This is a genomic window from Chitinophaga sp. CC14 (assembly GCF_048957795.1).
In the GTDB taxonomy this organism is placed as follows: domain Bacteria; phylum Bacteroidota; class Bacteroidia; order Chitinophagales; family Chitinophagaceae; genus Chitinophaga; species Chitinophaga ginsengisegetis.
In genome coordinates, this window is record NZ_JARBFY010000006.1 from 800,466 (window position 1) to 820,693 (window position 20,228).

Here is a 20,228-nt window from a genome sequence, read left to right on the forward strand (position 1 = left end):
TTTATTTTCTCTTACGCCGGATCAATAATACAATGGCTAACAGCAATACCGCACCCGGCAATACCCATACGTATACTATTTTCAACATGGCTGCCCCGGCGGACGAAATGGTGAACAGGCTATCCAGTGGTTTAGGACGTGGTGTATAAATAGGATAATGGTTGTCGTCCAGCCAGCTGTAAAACCCTTTGCCGAGGAAGCTGCCGCCCTGCCGCAGGTTGCTCATCATATCAGCGTCTGCGCCTAAAACAATACGTTGATCCTTGTTGTTTACCTTTCTTTCCAGGGAGATGTAGTTGGCATATGCTTTCGCCTGGGTATCTCCTTCCCCGGGGTTAAATTCGGGAGGCGTTGAATCTGTTACCAGTGTGCCGGCTTTCAGCCATGCCCTGTTTTCCAGTGTTTGCAGTAAAGGCTTTATCACAAAAGCGCCGGTATCCGCATAAGCAAAAGCAGTAGTTCCGGGAGTTGTCATGAACAAGCTGTCGCCATGTTCTTTGTACGCTTCCCTCAGTATGAGGAGAAAAGGTTCGTCGGCCAGGTTAGCAGCGGTAGGCGTGATAAATGGCAACACCATATGAGGCATTTCATCTTTGGAGAGCTGCACCAGTGTGCCATCCATTAACCGCACACCTAATTGCGCCAGCAAGGGGTTCAGCATTTGCTGCTTGCCGGGTTCCCCTACTATGAACATGTTGCCGCCTTTGTCAATATACTGCTTCAACTTGCTCATGGTAGTAGCGCTCAATTCCGTTTTGGGATCAGCCAGTACCAGCGTGGTGATGTTGGCAGGGATATCCGCATGATCCAGTGAAAGCGTATCCGACTCAAAACCCAGGTTGATCAGGGAATTACGGTTAGTTTTTTCAATGGTATGGAACCGGAATTCCCGTTCTCCTCTTTTAATAATGCTACGCTCCAGGTTTCCTGTCAGGTAAAGGTTCTTTGGTAAATCCGCCTTTAAAAGCCGTTTAAAAGCCGGCGCCACCTGTTGTTCTTCAGGCCAGAATATATTATCATCAAAAGTCCGGAGGAAAGTAGTTTCGCCTTTGTACTTCAGCTGCATCACCAACCGGTAGCCTTCGGGCTCCAGGTTAATTTTTTTACGGATCTCTTCCCGCGACATAAACAGGGAGGCATTTAAATCATACCCATCCGCTACCTGTGCAGCAATTTCCTTCAAACTTTTACCTGGCCAGTTCTTGTAAATAGAACTATCGTTATCATCCACATCATAGTAGTATACATACTTAAAAGTAATATCCGGTTTGAAACGCTGGTAACGCTCCCAGAGGGTCGTTAAATAAGCGTTCCGGTTTTCCGGGAAGCCGGGGCCGGCGCCGCCGCCCAACAGGTTGGTATAAAGGGTAACCTCCAGGGGTTCCTTGCCCAGTTCTTTGATGATCTTCTGTGTATTCGGATGCAGGGTGTTGATGTCTCCAACGGTGGTATCCCAATACCCCGTTAATGCCGGGCGGGAGGATACATAGCCGATCGCCAGCACCACTACCACTACTACTACATATCTCGTGGCCTTCACAAACCAGGGTTTCGATTCCCGGCCTCCTTTCAGTTTGATCATCGTAAACGACACAAACATATAAACGATCAGCACAAAATAAATGACATCCTTTGTGGTAATAAGCCCCTGCAACATTTTTGAGGTACGGCCTGAGATAGAAAGGAAATAGGTCAGGTCTCTCACAAAATCATACTTCTGCCATAAGCCACCGATACGGCTCAGGATAAAAACAGCCATGAAGCTGCTAATAGCAGATACAATCTGGTAGGTAGTAAGACTGGACATAAACAGCCCGATGGCTGTATAACAGCACATCAGCAGGTAAAAGCCCAGCATAGCGGATAACAACATGCCGTAATCTGCCGACCGGATAGTGAATAAACCCGTTACAATAAAGATCCCTACAATGCCCACCAACAGCAGGTTATATAACATAATAGCCAGGTACTTTCCAAAAACAATTTCACGCAACTTCACCGGGGAGGAATAGAGTAACTTGATGGTGCCATTGTTAATTTCCCGGCTGATCAATCCCATCGTAAGCAATGGAACAAACAGATACAGGTTTTGCAGCACGTTGACAAAAATACCATTGGGATCTAAATACATCCCCGCCGTCAACGACACATTAAAGTCTTTGAACTTCGGGTTATTTTTTGCAAAAATCTCCTGCCATTTTGCAAGCGGATACAATGCGTAAGTATAAAAGACCGCGCATTGCACCATAAATGCGATCGTCAGAAACCAGGCTACCGGCGAATAAAAGAGATTCCGAAGCTCTGTTTTCGCAACTTTAAATATCATCTTCATGTCGTAAGTTTAATGGTGGGATTGAATAGTTAATTGCTTGAAAATATCGTCGAGCAGGCCTTTATCAAGACTGATCTCCTGAAGGCGCCATTCGTGTTGTACGGCAGCAGCGATAATCCTTTCCGTGATATCTTTCTCTCCATCGAAGTAAATACGCGCCTGTTTTTCGGTCAGCAACTCTACTTTGGAAACCCCTCTGATCCTCATCAGTTCGGGAGCCGGAGGCATGTTTTCCATTCCTACCAGCACGGTATGCGGCTGTACATAGTTGTTGAAGGCGTCCATGCTGTCGGAGAAAATGATTCTTCCGCCTTCAATCATGATCACTTCTTTACAGAGCAGGTGTATTTCAGATAAAATGTGAGAAGACAACAACACTGTGTGATCCAGGGCAATTTCCCTGATCAGCTTACGGGCTTCAATCAGCTGGTTAGGATCGAGCCCATTGGTGGGCTCGTCCATTACTACCAGTTTGGGTTTATGGATAATGGCCTGCGCAATGCCCACCCGTTGACGGTATCCGCCGGACAGGTTGCGGATCAGTCTTGTGCTGAAGTGGGCAATACCGCAGCGTTCTTTGGCTTCGTTCACCGCTGCTTTGATCCGGTGTTTTTCCATCAACCGCAGCTCTGCGCAGTAGGTAAGGAATTCATCTACCGTAAGGTCTGTATACAAAGGAGGATTTTGCGGTAAGAAGCCGATCTCTTTTTTAGCCAGTTCCGGTTGCTCCCTGATATCAATTCCGTTGATATAAACACGGCCTTCCGTTTGGTTCAGCACACCGCACATAATATTCATGGTGGTGGACTTCCCGGCCCCATTGGACCCCAGCAGCCCTACTACCCCGGTTTGCTCTATTTCCAGGTTAATATCCCGTATAGCCCAGGAAGTGCTGTAACGGTGTGAGAGCCCCTCAATTTTCAGTATAGTGCTCATAGTGCGTTTTTAGTAAATAAATATTGATGAATTAATTCAGTACTTGATCAGCATTACTGCAGGTGCGCTGGTACCGGCGCCTCCTGGCAGCCCTACCAGGGCCAGGGTAAAATTCTTATACATCCAGGGATGCGCCCAAACGGTGGTTTGATGATAGATACCCACTGTGATATAGCTTCCCAGCAATGCACCGCTGGCAGCATCGCGGAACTCAAACTCGTAGTCGGGTACTTCAAATCCGGCACTATAGTCCTTAAAAATGGTGCTGCCTTTATAAGGCAGGCGTGCTACTTCCGGCGCCCCTGTTTGTCCTTTGATGTTGATGCTGATATCATTGCTGCCGGGAGAAAGATTTACAAACCTGATACCCATTGAACTGTCGGTGGTGAGTTGATAAGGCAGGTCATCTTTCACAAACAGTGTATCCGGCGCCGTAACAGTACCCGTTAAAAACAACGTATGAATAGAGCCAAGGGGCAGGTCCAGCACCAGGTTAAAAAGAGGAACACTTTTCTCCGTGGTGTCGGGATACTGGTACAGGGCCAGCGGTTGACTGCCGCTAAACTGCGTATAACAGTTGTTATTTTCATTGAATGCTTTGTAGTAAATCCGGTTGGCGAGATAGTAATCAAACGGATTGCTTCCATTGAAATTAGTCACCAGCGAGCTGTTACCCACTACCGCATTGATCATGGTAAGTGATGCGCTACCGGGCGCTGTTGTTTGTTTGGCACAGGCCGACAGTATCAGCATGAGCAGCGGGGCGGCTATAAGCCTGCTGCGAAGCGGCTGCCATGCGGTTGCGTATCTGGAAAATATCTGCTGCATATCAATAACCGGGATTTTGGGTGAGGAAATGATTGGCAATAATTTCCGAAACAGGAATAGGATAAAGCAACTGGTAATCGCCTAACCAGGGTTGCTTCAGCTGCATGGCTGATAGCACATCGTGCGCCATACCGGTTCGCTTCAGATCAAACCAGCGGTGTCCCCATTCTGCGAAAAGCTCTGTTTGCCGCTCCTTTGCTACGGCAGCCTTTACCTGTACAGCTGTGAGGTTAGCCGGCAGATCTCCCAACCCTGCCCGGTGGCGGATTACATTCAGGTCGGCAATAGCCGTGGCGGTGCCTCCGGGCCCTCCATTGGCGGCTGCCTCTGCACGTACCAGGTACATCTCTGCCAAACGGAACACTACATAATATTCTTTTGCGTCTGCACCGAAAGCGCCGTTGCCCGATCCGATCTTGTACTTACTGGGATAGTGGGTAATGCCGGGAAATGTGCCTGTTGCGTTGGAGTTATTGGTACTGTCAGTCCACGCAACATAACGCTGATCCCCTTCTTCAAAAACTTTCAACAATTGATCGGATAAAACGAAATTTGAACTACCAGTAATAAAAACGAGCGGCAGGAACTGGTATCCTTCCGGTGTGGCATTCTTTAGTGAAGCATCTGTGGTAGTTTGTTTTAACTGCCAGATGGCCTCCCGGCTCTCTTTCAAGAAAACATGTGTCAGATCGGTTTCCAGGCCATACGCCGCCGTGTTGTCGATCAGCGTTGTAGCAGCGGCAACAGCGTTCACATATTCACCCAGGTAGAGGTATACCCTTGCCAGCAATGCGGTGGCAGTGGCTTTGTTGGGGCGTACCCTTTCGCCGTTGCTGGTAGGATAACTCTCCGGCATATTGGCTTCCGCATCCTTCAGGTCCGCTACTATTTGCTGGTACACCTGTTGCTGCGGTGTTCTGGGCATGTTGCGTGTCTGGTTAAAATCTACCGTGAGCGCAAGGGGTACATCGCCAAATAAATTGGTAAGGTAGAAGTAGCTAAAAGCGCGGACAAACTTTGCTTCCCCGGTGAGTGCTTTACGTGTGCTGTCCCTGAGCGCTAAAGCAGTAGATGCTGCAATGCCTTCTATCACCGAGTTGGCTGCATAAATTGTTTTATAGGCCGTTTCCCAGGCCATGTTAGCCTTCTCCGCCTGGTAAATGCCGAGTTTGTTGGTACTGAGCACATATAGCGCCTGTTCATCGCTGCCTGCATAGTTATACATCTCACCGGACGATAACCCGCCCATAATGGTTACCAGCCCGGCACTAAAAAAGCTTTGTCCCACCAACAAGGTATTAAACATTTTATCTCCATTGATCATGACACTGTATACGCCGGCCATAGCAGCATTGGCCTTTGTTTCTGTGCTGAATACCTGTGTGGTGGTAATCGTATTCACAGGTGCAGGAATAGCGATCAGCTTTCTGCAGGATGAATGTAGCATACTCCAGAAAAGGCTGCTGATAACGATGAGTATTGTTCTTTGATAAATCCGCATCACTGATATTTTAAAGCGTAAATGATAAGGCGCCGGAAAAGTTCCGGCCGGCCGGAACAGCTGAATAATCCTGCACTTCAGGATCTATACCCGTATAGTTGGAGATAGTGAAAATATTCTGCAACCGGAACGACAGGACACATCCTTTTAATCCTGCCTTCTTTGACAATTTATCGGAGAAAGAATAGCTAATGGCCACAGACCTCAAACGAAAGTAGGAGGCGTTTGTCATCCCGGCATCAGAAGTAAATATATCACCCACGTAACCATTGGAAAGGCGGGCATACCGGGCGTTATCACCAGGCTTTTGCCAGCGGTCATTGAGTGCGCTTACAGGAAAGTTACTCATCTGGCCTCGTACCTTACTAACAAACGGATCTCGTCCCAGCTGCTTTTTGAAGTCAAACAAAAGATTAGCGGAAAGTCCCTTATAGTTAACGGTCGTGCCTATACCGCCAAAATACTTCGGTGTTCTGTCTATGGCGATATACCGGTCGTCGTCCAGAGTACCGGCAGGAACGTTAAGATTAGCCTTTGCGAAGCCGTTTTTATTATAATCCACAAAACTGTATCCACCCGTTTGCGGATCTACCCCCAGGTAATGCAATAAATATTCTGTATTCAGCGACTGTCCCACTTTATACTGGGTGTAGTAAGGAGATAATTCAATACCCGGATAGGACACCAGCAGGTTGCGGTTAGTGGCCATGTTAAAATTGACCGACCATATTAAATCCTTTTTCTTAATCAAAGTGGCAGTGACCGATCCTTCCCATCCGCTGTTCTCTATCAGCGCCTGCCAGTTGCCCAGCACAGTTCTGAAACCTGTATAAACAGGTGTGGGCAGGCCGGTAATCTGATCCCCGGAACGGTTCTGATACCGGGATACATCTATACTAATGCGATCTTCCAGGAAGCTGGCGCTAAAGCCTGCCTCAAATTTTTTATTTGTTTCCCAGTGATAATCCTGGTTAACGGCATGTATCGGCACAAAAGGCTGCACGCCGTTATAGGCGTAAAGCGGTGCATTTTCACCGGCTGGCACTACTGCCCATTGCGACAGGTACTGGTAATCCGATGGAGCATTCCCTCCTACAAGTCCATAGCTGGCCCTTAGCTTCATAAAGCTCACCCACGACGGCAGGAAACGTTTTAACCATTTTTCTTCTGAGAAGTTCCACGCAGCAGCTGCCGATCCGAAATTACCAAACTGCCTGCCGGGTGCAAAACGTGAAGACCCATCCCTCCTGGCTGTCATATTTAAAATATATTTGTGCTCCCAGTCATAATTGATCCGCGCCAGAAAACCAACATACTTATACCTGCTATATCCTTCACTGGTTTGTGAAAAAGTGGCGCTGCTAATACTGCGGAGCAGGTCATCATCACCGTAGCCACTTGCGTAGGTGGTGGTGCCGTTTGTCATTGTGGATTGATAGGTACCTCCTACCAGCACACCCAGATCGCCCCGGCCTATAAAACGGTTGTACGTGAGCTGCGGCTCAACGGTCAGGTTGGCATTTTTCGATGTGCCAAAAGCAGCTGACCCCGTCGGATTACTAATCGGGTTCTGCGACGCTATGGGTATCAAATAGCTATTTGAGCCCGTCATATAAGAGTAGCCTCCGGTAGTAACAAACTTTAGCCCCCGTGCCAGCTCATAGCTCATCCTGATACTGCTGCTGAACTGATTGGTTTGTGTATTATTCTTATTGAGGAGATAAGAAAAAGGGAATCGAGTGCCTATACCTGCAGCATTCCAGTCGGCGTAGTTCAGGTCACCCTTGCTGTCATATATCGGTGGTGCGTTGGGAGCCAACGTCATTATCTCGGGATTAGCAAAAAGCGCATCCACGTTTGTATAGCTGTAACCAAGCACCAGACCAAGTGAAAATTTCTGGTTAACACTGCGCACATCGATGGCGGATGTCACAGACGCCTGCTGATTCAAACCGCTGTTCTTCACCAGGTCTTCCTGTTGCGCGTAATTCGCGCTGATGCGGTACATCGCCAGGTTATCACCGCCTGTTAAACTGGTAACCACTGCACGCTGCTTACCGGTTCCCAGCAACACTTTTTGCCAGTCGGTATACCGGGTGCTATCCCACAATACCACGTCCGGTGCAGTAGTGAATGATGGAAACACACCATCGTTCCTAAACGCCTCTTTCCGCACCTGTAAATACTGTGAGGTGTTCAGCATCTGATAACGCTTGGGCACATCAATAATTCCCTGGTTAACTTCCATGTTGAAAGTGGTTTTTCCCGGCTTGCCCTTTTTAGTGGTAATCAATATCACCCCATTTGCTGCGCGGGAGCCATAAATAGCAGTGGCATCTGCATCTTTCAATATCTCTATACTGGCAATATCCCTCGGGTTCATACTGAACAACGGACTTTGTCCGCCGGTAGCTGAAAACCCTCCCTGAACATATCCCGGCGATAATCCGCGATACGTGTAAGCGCCGGGTACATCCAATACTGTCAGCGGAACCCCATCTATTACGTATAAAGGATCTGATAACATATTCGGGTCCAACGAATTTCTTCCCCTTATCTCTACTTTCACAGGCGCCGAAGCATAGCCACTGGTTTGTGTGATTAACAAACCCGGTACTCTCCCCTGCAATGCCAGTAAGGGATTCATCACCGGTTGCCTTTCTATTTCCTCCGCCGTTACCCTGCTGATATTCCCGGTAGCCAAACGCCTGCTGGTAATACCATATGCCTGCACTACCGCCTGATCTAACACGCTGGTTGCCGTTTTCATGTTCACATACAAAAGCGACTGCCCTATTGGAACGGTCAAATTCGCTTTTTCAAAACCGATGCAGGTAACCGTAAGCTGCTCATTGTCTTTTAACTTTCTTAAAGTAAAAGAACCCTTTTCATCGGTTTGTGTTCCTTTGGAGGAACCGCTTACAATAATACTGGCGCCTATTACCGGTGCACCTGTCTTCTCATCATACACAAACCCGGTAATATCATGTACAACCGGCTCCACGACGAATTTCGCCGAATCCGGACCAAAATCAATTTTGGGGAAAACAACAATGGTGGTACCTACAATAGTGTAGCTTAATGGCTGTTTAGCCAATATCGATTTCATAAATACTTCCAACGGCTGCTTTTTTGCATTCACTGAAATAGCCACATTTACATTGATCAGTTCGGGATTAAATATCACGGCATAATTAGCCTGCTTCTTTATTTCAGCAAAAGCCTGCTGTAGCGTCACCTGCTTGCCGCTGAAGGTGATGGTCTGGGATAATACGTCGACTGGCAAACCCAGCGCAGCAGTGAAAAGGAAAAATACAATCAGCCTGCTGAACACCCGGTTCCTCCAGGCAAACCGCTTGTAAAGTCTGGATTTTAGCATAACAATTTTTTGGTTGATTTAAATAACTACTTCTTTCCTACAGAGCATACCGCTCCCGGGGGAGTCACTTTTACTGTGATCACTCCCCGTTTCAAATGCATGTAATCTTCAGTTTGGACAAAGCTCCGCCTGTAGCGTTACCGCTTTTCTTTTAAACATACCGGACGGCTATCGTTCCGGACTGGCATACCCATTAAATTGATTTGATTGATACTACGACCTAAGCTATGGCATTATGATAATTTTCTTCCCCTCAATCCTGTAATGAACACCCATCTTTTCCAGCACAACAAGTGCCTGTGATAAATTCAGATCTCTTTTTATTTCCCCGCTAAATATAATATCCGGTACCCCGTTTTCATAAACGACACCTACATCATACCACCGCGACATTTGCCGCAACACTTCGTCGAGATGCGCATGGTCGAACCGGAACAACCCATTCTTCCAGGCTACTACCATCTCCACATCCGCGTTGTTAATGATATTCATCTTCAGCTCATTGTTGATCTGCGCCTGCTGCCCCGGCCGAAGCATAGCAGTTTGCTGATCATGGATCATCATAATACTTCCTTCCAGTAAGGTAGTCCGGATATTTTGTTCATCTGTATAGGCATTCACGTTAAAACTGGTTCCTAAAACCGCTACGGTGGCTTTGTTATTGATATCTACCATAAATGGCTGATCCTTATTTTTTGCCACCTCAAAATAAACCTCTCCTGTTACCTTTACCTTCCGGTAATTATCTGTAAAAACAGTTGGATAAGTGATGCTGGATGCTGCATTAAGCCATACAGCCGTGCCATCCGGCAACTGCAGCTGGTACTGGCCGCCGCGGGGCGTAGTAAGCGTGTGATACTCCACCTTAACTGCCTTCCCTTTGTAATCCAGTTTGCCGCTATCATTGTTCACATTAAAATTTCCATTATGTACAATGCTGCCCTGCGTGCTGTCCAGCAATATTTCTTCTCCATCACCCAGTTTCAGCACCGCACGACTGGAACCCGAAACAATTTCTCCGGAAGGAGATACATTTCCCGCCAGCGAAGGCACTCCTTTCTTATGGTTGTTGATGAACCATACCGCTGTAGTAGCCACCGCAACAATCAATACCGCCGCTGCCGCGTAACGCCACCAGGAAGGGATGCGGCGAACCGGCGTTTCCTTATTATTATCTTCCACTGCTGCCAGCAACCGGTGCAGGATCCGCTGACTGGCATCGCCGGAAAGCGCAGGCGCCTCGGTAAATGACTGGTCATAAACCCGCTGTAATAACGTTTCCAATGCTTCATTGTCTTCCATGTCATTCTCCTTCAGCAGTGCAAACAACGCCGTGCTTTCAGGCTCCGTGATGGTGCCGTCCAGGTACTTTTGAAGCAAGTCAGTTTCGGAAAATTTATTCGGCTCCATATTAATAAGACTAATGAATAAAACAAATGGGTGGATGCGGAGGGAAAAAAATTATTTCAGCGATACCAAAAGTATCAGCAATGAAATATCGCCATGTTCCAGCAGGTATTCTTTAATTGACTTCACTGCCAGCGACAGGTGCTGTTTAAACGTATTTCGGGAGATGTCCATCAGTGCAGCGGCTTCTTCATATGTTTTGCCCTGCTGCCGGCAAAGGATAAATGCCTCGCGTCGCTGCGGAGGCAGGTTGGCTACCGCTTTCTGCAGCAGTTCTTCATATTGCTTCGCCTCCACGGCGTTCATTAAGGTTTGATCGTTAATGCCCAGGGAAACCCGGTGCAATACCTCATCCCGGATAATATCGTACAGGGAGATGCGGTTTAACTGCGTTAATGCAGTATTCCTCGCCAGCCGGTACAGGTAAGCCTGGAACGACGATTTAATATCCAGCTGCCCCCTTACCTCCCATATCTTCAGAAAAACATCATGTACCAGGTCTTCAGTAAGTATGGGATTCTTGGTAAATTTCAGCAGGTAATTATATATACCGCCGTGGTATTGTAAATAGATAGCTGTAAACGCCTCCTGGTTGCCAAGAGCAAGTTGGTTTAGTAATTCCTGTTCATTCATTATGCTGTGATAATATCGTTCAATCAGAAGACCGTTCACATGACGCCAGGTAAATTAAACATTAATTATCAGATTTAATAGCAGGACAGGCGATCTATTGTTTTACCCGTTTTGAACTTAACCAGATACCCGCCAGCACCAGCAGGCCGCCGGCCATCTGCCAGGGCGTAAAGGTATCTTTCAGGAAAATCATGGCAATCAACGCGCCGATCACCGGGTTTAAGTTCAGGAAGTTACCTACCTGGGCGGCCGGCAAACTTTCCAATGCCCTGTTGTAAAGAAAATAGGCCAGCGCAGAGGCAAACACCCCCAGGTAAATAATCCCGGCCCAGGCCCTCCCGGATATTTCAGGCATGCCATGCTGATACAATTCTACAGCAGCTATAGGTATTAAAAAAGCCGAGCCAATAAAAGTACTGACGGAAGTGGCTAATATGGTATCTGTATCTTTTAAACTTCTCGACAACAACGTGTATGCACTCCAGCAACAAACCGCCAGCAGCATCAATATACTTCCCCGCAAGGTATGCGCCCCCTCCGGGCTTCCCACAAAACCCACCAGCACTACGCCCGTTACGCATAATATAATACCGGCAATACTTCTGCCACCAATATGCTCTTTCAGCAGCAATGCCGCAGGAATGGCTATGGCTACCGGTATCAAACCTTCCACCAGCGCTCCGGTGGACGCCGGGATATAAAGCATGGCAAAATTGAAAAGGCCATAGTATACCGTAATTCCCAGGATGCCCATTAACGCCAGCCTTTTATAAGGTAGCCGTTGTTTTACTTTTTTACGCTGACGAAGATAAAACGGCAACAGCACCGCGCAGGCAACGATGTGGCGCAGCGTGGCAAACAGGTAGGGAGATACTTCCTGCACCACCGTTTTGGTAACAGTAAAGGAACTGCCCCATATGAGCATAACAAACACAATACTGATAAATCCTTTTGCACGGTCAGTGATAACAATTTTTCCCACGCGTCAGTTTTTCATTTTTATCATCATTTGCCTGGAAGCCCACAGCCAGGCAACTACTACAGATATGGTAATCAATAAAGCCGGGCATACTAATATTACCGGGTAAAATGATCCTTTAAATCCATTGTGTACCAGGTAAACCACCAGCAAATAAATGATCATTATTGCGGAGATAAGTAATGCGTACTTAATCCCTGTTGCCAGATACCGGCGGGGATTATTAAAAATCATCGCCCCGGCCTTTCCTCCTGAAAAATAAGTGGTCCCAAAAAGAAGAATAAAAAACAACAGCACATCCAGGTTCATCTGCTGATCTATAAAGAAGATCAGTCCATTCGCCAGGTCCTGTCCGGCTTCTTCAAAAAACCATAACAACTCCAGGATAATTATCGTCACCAGTTGAGCGGCAACCGCGTACTTTCTACCAATTTGTTTGGCTGTATCTAAGGTCATCTTATGTGAAAATAAAAATCACGGTTTACCTGCCACGTTATCCTGATCCAACTCCTCTTTGGGTTCCCAAAGCTCAATAATATTTCCTTCCGGATCAAGTACATGAACAAATTTACCATAGTCATACTCCGCGATCTCATCAACAATGGTTACGTTTTCCTTTTTTAGTTCCTCTACCAGCGCAACGATATTTTCCACCCGGTAATTAATCATAAATGGTTTGGCAGACGGATTAAAATATTGGGTATCCTGCGGAAACGTACACCAGGCGGTAGTTCCTTTTTTCAACGGATCATCGGCCTGTCGCCACTCAAACGTTGCGCCGTATTCACTGGTAGCCAATCCGAGGTTTTTGGCGTACCATTCATTCATACCTTGCGGATTTTCGCATTTAAAGAATACGCCACCGAGGCCCGTTACTTTTTTCATATTTAAATGTGTTGTATAATTAAAAAAGTGATATAAATCTATGTATTATACAATAAATAATGGTATGCTTGTTCCTCTTTTATATTCAATGGTGCGGACTTTTATACATTTCCTTATAGTTGGCCATTTCCGCTATTTTCCTGTTCACTTCTTCGGGGGTATGGCCTGCAGCTTTAAACTGCCGCAGCACATTTGCGGTAATTGACTTAATAGGTTGATTATCATTTAATGCCACAGTATTGATCCAGGAAACCGGGTGTACTAAATTAACGAAAAAAAAGCTTTTACGCGGTATACCTCCGGCAGGCGCCATTATAGGATAAGCCGTAGATAAGCCGTATTCAAGCCGTACATAAGCTGTAGATAACCCGTACCTATAAAATACAGGTTATATACAGGTAAACACTATTTTCTTTCCGGGTATAATACGAATATACCTGGAAGGGTCATATAATAACCAATGAATGAGTTATGGCTTATTTTACTAATGGCATCGCCTTTATAGGCGCAATAGGCAATATGACGGCCTATAAAATGAAAGGAACTGATAAGATTATTGTCCGCAGCAAAGGAGGCGCCTCCAAAGCACAGATCAAACATTCACCGGGGTTTGAACGTACCCGGGAAAACAATACGGAGTTTGGTGGCTGCAGCTATGCGTCCAAAGCGATCAGGCAGGTATTATTCCCGGTAAAGCACCTGGCCGATTACAATTTCACCTCTACCCTGACTAAACTGGCGAAACATATCCAGCTACAGGATAAAGTGGGTGACAGGGGGCAAAGGAGTATCCTGCTATCGCGGCATGGTTATTTGCTGCATGGATTTCAATTGAATAAAAAGAATACATTCGATTATGTAGTCCGCCATCCTGCCGGGTGTTTTATTGAAAGAGAAACGGGCAGTGCTGAGATACAACTTCCGGCACTTAACCCCGGATTCAATTTGGTGGCGCCCTGGCAATATCCTTTTTTCCGGTTTATTATTACGTTCGGGATGGTGGCAGATGTGGTATGCAAAGAAAGCAATTACCAAAGCCAGGAAAAGCTACTGCTGCCAACAACGGCACATACGGAGTGGCAACCGGTAAAGCAGGATTTTGAGGCGCAAAGAATTGTATTGCAAATCAGGGACCTGGCAGAATTGGACGATACCAAAACATTGTTGGTTGGCATCGGTATTGAAATGGGGATGCCCATCACCAACGAGGTGATTGATGTGGTTAAATATGCAGGTTGTGCAAAGATCCTGGCAACGGGGTGATCTCTCTAATTTTGCGTCCTGAACTCATGGGGCGTATAGCCAACACGTTTCTTAAAGAGACGCGTGAAGTGCTGCGGGTACCTGAACCCCGGCCCGCAGGCAATCACCTTCTTACAGTGTTTATCATTCAGCTATTCCCTGATATACATTTCATAAGTGTAGGTGAATGATTTTTTTGCGCCGGCATCTACGGCCAGTTCAAAATCCAGTTGTCGCCCCTGGTTGATATCGTTTTTGTATTCAAGATTTAATGACTGGCTATATTTGGTGCTGGCCGAAGTAATGGCACCGCTGATCGTTTTCTGCACCTGTATATCCGCCAATCTGCTTTTGCTGTTAATAACAGTAATGGTACCTTTTACAGTAGCTAAGGTGTATTTGTACCCATTATATGTTTTGGCTTCTTTTTTCACCGAAACAAGCGCTTCTTTTTCCCGTACCAGGATATCCGGTGCAGTGGTAATAAATATGGGCGTAGAGGAGCCTTTGGCTGTAAACTTAAGCACATCCTGTGCAATGGGCTTTTGTGTATTTTTTTGTAAGATTAAAACAGCGCCTGATGTAAATGGGTTGTCGGTGTTATTGTAGATTTCAACAAAGTGGTTCACTTTGTTGGGCGTGGCGCCGCGCCCTGCATTATTCGCGGCTTCCATTTCTTCTGATGCCGTCCCCTCTTCGCCGTTTACCTGATAGGTACTCATCGCAGATGCGGGCAATACTGTTTTATAAAAATGGTGGATTTTTACGGGTTTATTAAAAACAGGATATTGCGCCCTTTCCCCTTTGCTGAGGCTGATGTTTTTTAGTGTATAAAAATAAAGGTCTTCATTTTCTACGGCGGTATTATCAGGCGATGACGCCTGTGCCGGCATTACAATAGATTCTGCAGCTCTGTCCCTGGCATAATCCGCCCGCATTTGTATGGCATTGCTGTATATATTGGCGTTTTCTATATTCCCGGTACTGCTAAAATTGAGCAGGGTAGCCAGCGTGATAGCTTGCGAAAAATTGGGTACCCCCATCACAAAATCAACATCCGTATTTTTAATATCTTCTACATTGTTATTTACTTCTGCCTGCAGGTTAAGCGTGGCTTCTGTTTCAGACACCAGTTGCAATTGGTAAACAGGTGTCCAGCTCAACCCGTTTTGCAGGTACATCATGGTAAAAGATTGCTGCCCGCTTTTAGCAAAATATACCGTAACTATAGGTTTTTGAACGGCAATACGCGCTGTGGTAGTGCGGCTGGGCTTATCTTCAAATGTAATTGTTTTGATGGTGGCTGGTTCTATGCCTATCCATTTACCATTCATCTTTAGTAAAAGAACGGGGTTGGCAGGGGCATATAGCCGGTCGAACTGGTATTGCCCACGATATACATTAGTCAATTGCATTTGCTGCAACTGCAGCCTGCTGTTAATTTCTTCGGGCAGGTCAAAGTCTTCCACACTGCCTTTGTAAGTATTATTATCGGTGGTAACAATCGTAATATTTTTGCCTTTGTTGGCATGCAGCAGTTCTAAAAAGCTGTTGGCTTTTCTTTCCTGTATTTCATTTACCTGCTCTACCCGGCTACTCACGCGGCTTACAGGGTTGGTGGTACCGGCAAACCAATAAGTGCCAAATAATGCCACCGGAAGATTGTTGAGCCTAAAGCCACTGTCGGCCACCTGGGCTTTTATTTCTTTTACTACAAAGGACTGCCCGTTTTTAAATACCGATAATGATTTGGTTACTGCATTTTCCTGTGCTACAAGCGTTGTACCTGTAGCAAGTAACAAAGCCAATAAAATAAATTTCATGTACATAGTTGCTGTTTACTTCCTGTAAAGCTAAGGTTCTATAACGATACACAATGATAAGCACAATTGCTTCATAATAACATCCCTGGAAACAGGTATAATAACTTGTGCATATTCTCTTTAATTTCGGGGTTTAGTACAGGGCGTAAGCATCAAACAAGAAAAGAATATGATTATTAACTCCAACTGTCAGGCGCTTAGTCCGGAAGATGAAAAACTGGTACGTTGGTGGCGTAAAAAGTATAGCAGGCAAGTCAGGCTATGGGCCAGCCTTCTCGTACTCCCTCTCCTGCTGTCAGCCTTGTTTTTTATTTTTTTCAACCAGGAAGAAAAGCTGCCGGCCTATATATTTATGCTTTCCTTTATGCCATTTGCCTCATTCTTTGTTTATAAGCTGGTGAGCGTTTTTGGAAAAATGAAGCAAACCCGTACTGTTCTGCGCAGGGGACTGAAACAGGTGACCACGGGCACACTGTTGGAGGTGAGAGCAGATAAACATCTGCTCACTTATACCGTAGACAATAACACCATAAAGGTAGTTGCGCCGGGACCTTTAGAGCACGTTAGCGACAGCCTTTTTTTGCCGCGGGCATTAATAGTTTTGGAATGGCTTCCTATAACCGTACAACATAATATACTACTGGGCATACAATATAAAGATGTGCCCGGGGCGACCAGCGTCGCCGAACCCACAAGCGCAGCAGAAAAAGCGCCCTTGATGATGCGCTGGAACCGCCGCGCCATCAAAATACTATTCTTCACATTCGCAGGTCCGTGGGCAATCTGCCTGATGTTTTCTGAAAGGGCGCGCGAACCTGAAATAATGTTCGGCATGCTGCTTTTCTTTGCAGCGATTGTTATTTTTCTGGCAGGGTTCGCCCTGATTTTCAATCGCCGTGTACAAAACGCTGAACAAAAAATAGCCCTTACCGGTGTCATTACAGAAGTTTTTGTTTCCCGTTATGATAACGAAGGCAGTGGATATACCAGGGTATATTGGTACCGTATTGGTAAGCAAATTGTATCGGGATACCTGGATGATGACCGCTTCCTGCCCGGTGATAAAGTTTGCTGTATTTATCTGGCCGATAAAAAAGGTACGCAGCATGGGCTGTTCAGCATGGCGTTGCTATAGAGCGGCTATTTCGTTTTCAGATCGATGGTGATAAACTCCGAATCCGGCAAAATGATGTTTAGCTGCTCATACTCCTTTTTGTATGTCACCTTCGCACCTTTGGGCAACTGGTGGCCCCATGCCACATGATCTTTGGCCAGTGTTCCCGAAACAAACGTACTATCAGCAGCAATGACCGCCTTGCCTGTACAGGGCCAGCCAAACACCAGCTGATCATGCGTAAGTGTAACGTTCCATGTATCGGGGTCATTGATAACAACCCCGATATAGTCTTTCACCTGCAGATTGAAAAAATAGGTGGGCTTTGTCAAATGAACCGAGTCAACATCCATCAATTGCGCCTGGTTCCTGTAGTTCATATCAAAATCAGTTTGGTAATAAACCGTATCGTTTGTTGAAAGGGCAATACCTGCTATGGTTTCGGGCTGTTTTAAGATAAAGGTATGGAGCGCCTTTTTCTGCCTGAATTCCCGGCGGCTTTTTCCGTCTTCAATCGATCCGCTCACCAGTACCCACATCATTACTACCACGGGAAACAGTAATACGGCGGCGCCGATGCCGGAAATCCATCTTAGCACGCGGGGGTTTTTCCTGCGAAGGCAAACCCACAGGAACAAACAAGCTAAAGGCATGGTAACATACCAAAAGTAAACCGTGTATATTAGATATTCTCCGAAAGGGCCGAAATGAAAGTCCATCAGTTTGTTTTAACCAGTATTACCATTCACCGGATTACTTTTCTATCCGCTACAAAGATAGCCCTCACATGATGATTGCATATACCAGGAAACAGGGAGTTATTTTATCGGGGGTAACAATGATCACTCACCGGTTGGGTTACTCTATAATATAACGTAATCCCTCCTCAAAGCCCTGTTCATTTTATTCATTTTAATCACTTCGTATCCATTTCATCCTTTATCCACGCTAACCTTGTAACTATCAGTATTATAATTAAATTACTATTGTGGAAATGATCGTAGATACCGTCAATTGATCATATTGCTATCGAAATACCCTAATGACTTCTAACCAAAATCCTCCTCAGCATTTTTACGCCCTTGACGCTATCAGAGGTATTGCAGCTATGATAGTGGTTTTATACCACTGGCAATTCTTTTATTATGCAAACGACGTCTATGTACAGAACGGGTACGAGAAAACAGCGCTCCCGTGGTACAAGTACCTCTCTATTTTCTACACCGATGGGATGGTAGCCGTGGATCTGTTCTTCCTGTTATCGGGGTTTATATTCTTCTGGCTGTATGCAGAGCGGATTGCCACCCGGCAAATCAGCTTCCGCAAGTTCATCGTTTACAGGGTGAGCAGGCTCTACCCCATCCATTTTGTCACATTAGTGCTGGTAGCGGTGCTGCAATGGCTGATGCTGAGAAATGTAGGGCATTACTTTATCATACAATATAATGATAGCTATCATTTCCTGCTTAACCTTCTCTTTATTCAAAACTGGGGATTTGAGAAAGGCCCTTCCTTTAACGGCCCCTCCTGGTCTGTTTCCGTAGAAGTATTCCTGTATTTCCTGTTCTTTATCATTTGTTACCTGAAACTGGAAAAGAAAAAACTGCTGCTCTTTTTACTGATTCCCGTGGGCGCATTTTTACAATATTATTATAGCCTCATCGGAAAAGGTATGTTTACCTTTTTCCTCGGTGGCCTGGTTTACTACCTGTATGTGTGGATGATGAAAGAAAACAGGGCCAGAAAATATTTACCGGCCCTCACCATTGTCACCCTGGTACTATGGGCAGCCATGCTTGCCGAATACCAATTCTCTTTCTTACAGGGAATATGGATAAAACTATTTCACCAGGCGATGCCGGACAAAAGCACCGAAACCGCATTGAGCCTCTTTGGCCAGCTCAGAAACTTTTTCTTCCGCATCGCCGTTTCTCCCTTCACCATTCTCACCCTGGCACTGTGGGAAACAACCAAAGGCATGCTCAACAGGAAGTGGGCGCTGCTCGGAAATGGCAGCTATGCGATGTACCTGATCCATTATCCGTTACAAATAATATTCGTTCTCGTAGTTGACTGGTTTCACATGAGCCGTCTTGTATTAAGATCACCAGGTACATTATTGCTGTTTTTCCTGTTACTGATCCCGTTAAGCATGGCCACTTATTATTATTTCGAACTTCCCGCTCAGGACAAACTCAGAGCCCGGTTTTCCAAAGCAAACAAGACCCGTGTAAAGATAGCTGATGTTAATATAACGACTTAAAAGTTCCGTAGTGAAGGAGGTCCGTCACCTCCCTGTTAAAAAGAAAAACCTTTGTGTAGTAAATAATTACCGGATAAACTCCTGTATTCACGCGTCATTTATTACACAATACCAGCATTGAAAAATTAATCACTAAATATGGGATTGAAATTTAGCTTACCCCTGATCCTGGCGTTAGTTATAGTTTCCGGATGCGCGAGCACCCAAAAACTGACCTATTTTAATGACATTGCAGCAGCGGCGGGCGCCGATTCCCTTAGCCGCATGCAGCAACTCAAAATACAACCCGGCGATATCCTGCAAATCACCATTACCACCCTCGATAAGGAAGTATCGCAGATCTTTAATCCCAACATTGCCGTTTCCGGCCCGGCAGCAGGCAATGGCATGGAACAGGGATACCTGGTAGACAGTACCGGTAATATTTCCCTGCCGGTGATCGGGAAAATAAATGTAAAAGACAAAACGACCGCCGCCATCAACGACCTCGTATCACAGGAACTGGAAAAAACAGTGCGTAACGCTTATGTATCTACCCGCCTGGTTAATTTCAGGATCTCGGTGCTGGGCGACGTGGCACGTCCCGGCTCCTTCAGGATAGGCGCCGAAAGGGCCTCCCTGCTGGATGCACTAAGTATGGCCGGCGACCTCAACGTAACGGCTAAACGTGATGATATCATGATCATCCGGGAAGTAAATGGCATCAAAACATATGCTTCCATTAACCTGAACGACAGCAAAACCCTTTCCTCACCTTACTATTATCTCAGCAATAACGATGTTATATACGTAAAGCCCGGACCCGACCGCAAGTTTGCCACGTCCAAAACAATACAGTTGCTACCAGCCATCATCGGCGTTATATCACTCATTACCACGATTGTCATTTTAAGTAAATGATCCGCG

The 20,228-nt window shown here is 46.0% G+C and carries 17 protein-coding genes; 4 read left to right on the forward strand and 13 right to left on the reverse strand.

Going from position 1 to position 20,228, the window contains the following annotated elements; genetic code table 11:
- Position 1: 1 nt before the first annotated feature.
- From PV783_RS33630 to PV783_RS33675, 10 genes are all read right to left on the reverse strand, one after another.
- On the reverse strand, positions 2 to 2,332 hold the full coding sequence (locus PV783_RS33630) for a Gldg family protein (protein WP_420991092.1): 2,331 nt from the start codon (positions 2,330 to 2,332) through the stop codon (positions 2 to 4).
- A 9-nt stretch (positions 2,333 to 2,341) separates the two neighbouring features.
- Positions 2,342 to 3,268 carry an ABC transporter ATP-binding protein gene (locus PV783_RS33635; RefSeq protein ID WP_420991093.1) on the reverse strand — a complete coding sequence of 309 codons (927 nt, stop codon included), beginning with the start codon at positions 3,266 to 3,268 and terminating at the stop codon, positions 2,342 to 2,344.
- 36 nt (positions 3,269 to 3,304) lie between these two features.
- Positions 3,305 to 4,096 (reverse strand): hypothetical protein, encoded by a 792-nt coding sequence (locus PV783_RS33640; protein WP_420991094.1) that lies wholly within the window; start codon positions 4,094 to 4,096, stop codon positions 3,305 to 3,307.
- 1 nt (position 4,097) lies between these two features.
- A complete protein-coding gene (locus PV783_RS33645; RefSeq protein WP_420991095.1) occupies positions 4,098 to 5,597 on the reverse strand; it encodes a RagB/SusD family nutrient uptake outer membrane protein in 1,500 nt (499 codons plus the stop codon).
- A 10-nt stretch (positions 5,598 to 5,607) separates the two neighbouring features.
- Positions 5,608 to 8,976: a SusC/RagA family TonB-linked outer membrane protein gene (locus PV783_RS33650; RefSeq protein ID WP_420991096.1), complete on the reverse strand. Its 3,369-nt coding sequence runs from the start codon at positions 8,974 to 8,976 to the stop codon at positions 5,608 to 5,610.
- A gap of 225 nt (positions 8,977 to 9,201) precedes the next feature.
- The gene (locus PV783_RS33655; protein ID WP_420991097.1) at positions 9,202 to 10,386 is read right to left on the reverse strand and encodes a FecR family protein; all 1,185 of its coding nucleotides are present in this window, start codon (positions 10,384 to 10,386) and stop codon (positions 9,202 to 9,204) included.
- A gap of 51 nt (positions 10,387 to 10,437) precedes the next feature.
- The gene (locus tag PV783_RS33660) at positions 10,438 to 11,016 is read right to left on the reverse strand and encodes an RNA polymerase sigma factor (RefSeq protein ID WP_420991098.1); all 579 of its coding nucleotides are present in this window, start codon (positions 11,014 to 11,016) and stop codon (positions 10,438 to 10,440) included.
- 94 nt (positions 11,017 to 11,110) lie between these two features.
- Positions 11,111 to 11,998 carry a DMT family transporter gene (locus tag PV783_RS33665; protein ID WP_420991099.1) on the reverse strand — a complete coding sequence of 296 codons (888 nt, stop codon included), beginning with the start codon at positions 11,996 to 11,998 and terminating at the stop codon, positions 11,111 to 11,113.
- A gap of 3 nt (positions 11,999 to 12,001) precedes the next feature.
- On the reverse strand, positions 12,002 to 12,451 hold the full coding sequence (locus tag PV783_RS33670; RefSeq protein ID WP_420991100.1) for a hypothetical protein: 450 nt from the start codon (positions 12,449 to 12,451) through the stop codon (positions 12,002 to 12,004).
- Positions 12,452 to 12,469: 18 nt separating this feature from the next.
- A complete protein-coding gene (locus PV783_RS33675; RefSeq protein WP_420991101.1) occupies positions 12,470 to 12,880 on the reverse strand; it encodes a VOC family protein in 411 nt (136 codons plus the stop codon).
- Positions 12,881 to 13,351: 471 nt separating this feature from the next.
- Here PV783_RS33675 and PV783_RS33680 point away from each other — a divergent pair, with 471 nt between their 5' ends.
- Complete coding sequence (locus PV783_RS33680; protein WP_420991102.1) at positions 13,352 to 14,143, forward strand: hypothetical protein; 792 nt, start codon at positions 13,352 to 13,354, stop codon at positions 14,141 to 14,143.
- 5 nt (positions 14,144 to 14,148) lie between these two features.
- Here the strand turns inward: PV783_RS33680 and PV783_RS33685 are convergent, their stop codons facing one another.
- Together PV783_RS33685 and PV783_RS33690 are read right to left on the reverse strand one after the other, a co-directional pair.
- Positions 14,149 to 14,250, reverse strand: coding sequence for an AraC family transcriptional regulator (locus PV783_RS33685; protein WP_420991103.1), 102 nt, complete (start codon positions 14,248 to 14,250; stop codon positions 14,149 to 14,151).
- Positions 14,251 to 14,274: 24 nt separating this feature from the next.
- Positions 14,275 to 15,945: a hypothetical protein gene (locus PV783_RS33690; protein ID WP_420991104.1), complete on the reverse strand. Its 1,671-nt coding sequence runs from the start codon at positions 15,943 to 15,945 to the stop codon at positions 14,275 to 14,277.
- A gap of 169 nt (positions 15,946 to 16,114) precedes the next feature.
- Between PV783_RS33690 and PV783_RS33695 the strand changes: the two genes are divergently transcribed.
- Positions 16,115 to 17,080, forward strand: a complete 966-nt coding sequence (locus PV783_RS33695) for a hypothetical protein (RefSeq protein ID WP_420991105.1) — start codon at positions 16,115 to 16,117, stop codon at positions 17,078 to 17,080.
- A 5-nt stretch (positions 17,081 to 17,085) separates the two neighbouring features.
- Here the strand turns inward: PV783_RS33695 and PV783_RS33700 are convergent, their stop codons facing one another.
- Positions 17,086 to 17,658, reverse strand: coding sequence for a hypothetical protein (locus PV783_RS33700; protein ID WP_420991106.1), 573 nt, complete (start codon positions 17,656 to 17,658; stop codon positions 17,086 to 17,088).
- A 443-nt stretch (positions 17,659 to 18,101) separates the two neighbouring features.
- Here PV783_RS33700 and PV783_RS33705 point away from each other — a divergent pair, with 443 nt between their 5' ends.
- Positions 18,102 to 19,322 (forward strand): acyltransferase family protein, encoded by a 1,221-nt coding sequence (locus PV783_RS33705; RefSeq protein ID WP_420991107.1) that lies wholly within the window; start codon positions 18,102 to 18,104, stop codon positions 19,320 to 19,322.
- Positions 19,323 to 19,460: 138 nt separating this feature from the next.
- On the forward strand, positions 19,461 to 20,222 hold the full coding sequence (locus PV783_RS33710; RefSeq protein WP_079472419.1) for a polysaccharide biosynthesis/export family protein: 762 nt from the start codon (positions 19,461 to 19,463) through the stop codon (positions 20,220 to 20,222).
- Positions 20,223 to 20,228: the final 6 nt, after the last annotated feature.

What these genes read in the sequence shown, in the direction of transcription:
- PV783_RS33630 (WP_420991092.1), bottom strand. Translation starts at nt 2,332, where the DNA reads ATGAAGATGATATTTAAAGTTGCGAAAACAGAGCTTCGGAATCTCTTT.
- PV783_RS33635 (WP_420991093.1), bottom strand. Translation starts at nt 3,268, where the DNA reads ATGAGCACTATACTGAAAATTGAGGGGCTCTCACACCGTTACAGCACT.
- PV783_RS33640 (WP_420991094.1), bottom strand. Translation starts at nt 4,096, where the DNA reads ATGCAGCAGATATTTTCCAGATACGCAACCGCATGGCAGCCGCTTCGC.
- PV783_RS33645 (WP_420991095.1), bottom strand. Translation starts at nt 5,597, where the DNA reads ATGCGGATTTATCAAAGAACAATACTCATCGTTATCAGCAGCCTTTTC.
- PV783_RS33650 (WP_420991096.1), bottom strand. Translation starts at nt 8,976, where the DNA reads ATGCTAAAATCCAGACTTTACAAGCGGTTTGCCTGGAGGAACCGGGTG.
- PV783_RS33655 (WP_420991097.1), bottom strand. Translation starts at nt 10,386, where the DNA reads ATGGAGCCGAATAAATTTTCCGAAACTGACTTGCTTCAAAAGTACCTG.
- PV783_RS33660 (WP_420991098.1), bottom strand. Translation starts at nt 11,016, where the DNA reads ATGAATGAACAGGAATTACTAAACCAACTTGCTCTTGGCAACCAGGAG.
- PV783_RS33670 (WP_420991100.1), bottom strand. Translation starts at nt 12,451, where the DNA reads ATGACCTTAGATACAGCCAAACAAATTGGTAGAAAGTACGCGGTTGCC.
- PV783_RS33675 (WP_420991101.1), bottom strand. Translation starts at nt 12,880, where the DNA reads ATGAAAAAAGTAACGGGCCTCGGTGGCGTATTCTTTAAATGCGAAAAT.
- PV783_RS33680 (WP_420991102.1), top strand. Translation starts at nt 13,352, where the DNA reads ATGGCTTATTTTACTAATGGCATCGCCTTTATAGGCGCAATAGGCAAT.
- PV783_RS33690 (WP_420991104.1), bottom strand. Translation starts at nt 15,945, where the DNA reads ATGAAATTTATTTTATTGGCTTTGTTACTTGCTACAGGTACAACGCTT.
- PV783_RS33695 (WP_420991105.1), top strand. Translation starts at nt 16,115, where the DNA reads ATGATTATTAACTCCAACTGTCAGGCGCTTAGTCCGGAAGATGAAAAA.
- PV783_RS33705 (WP_420991107.1), top strand. Translation starts at nt 18,102, where the DNA reads ATGACTTCTAACCAAAATCCTCCTCAGCATTTTTACGCCCTTGACGCT.
- PV783_RS33710 (WP_079472419.1), top strand. Translation starts at nt 19,461, where the DNA reads ATGGGATTGAAATTTAGCTTACCCCTGATCCTGGCGTTAGTTATAGTT.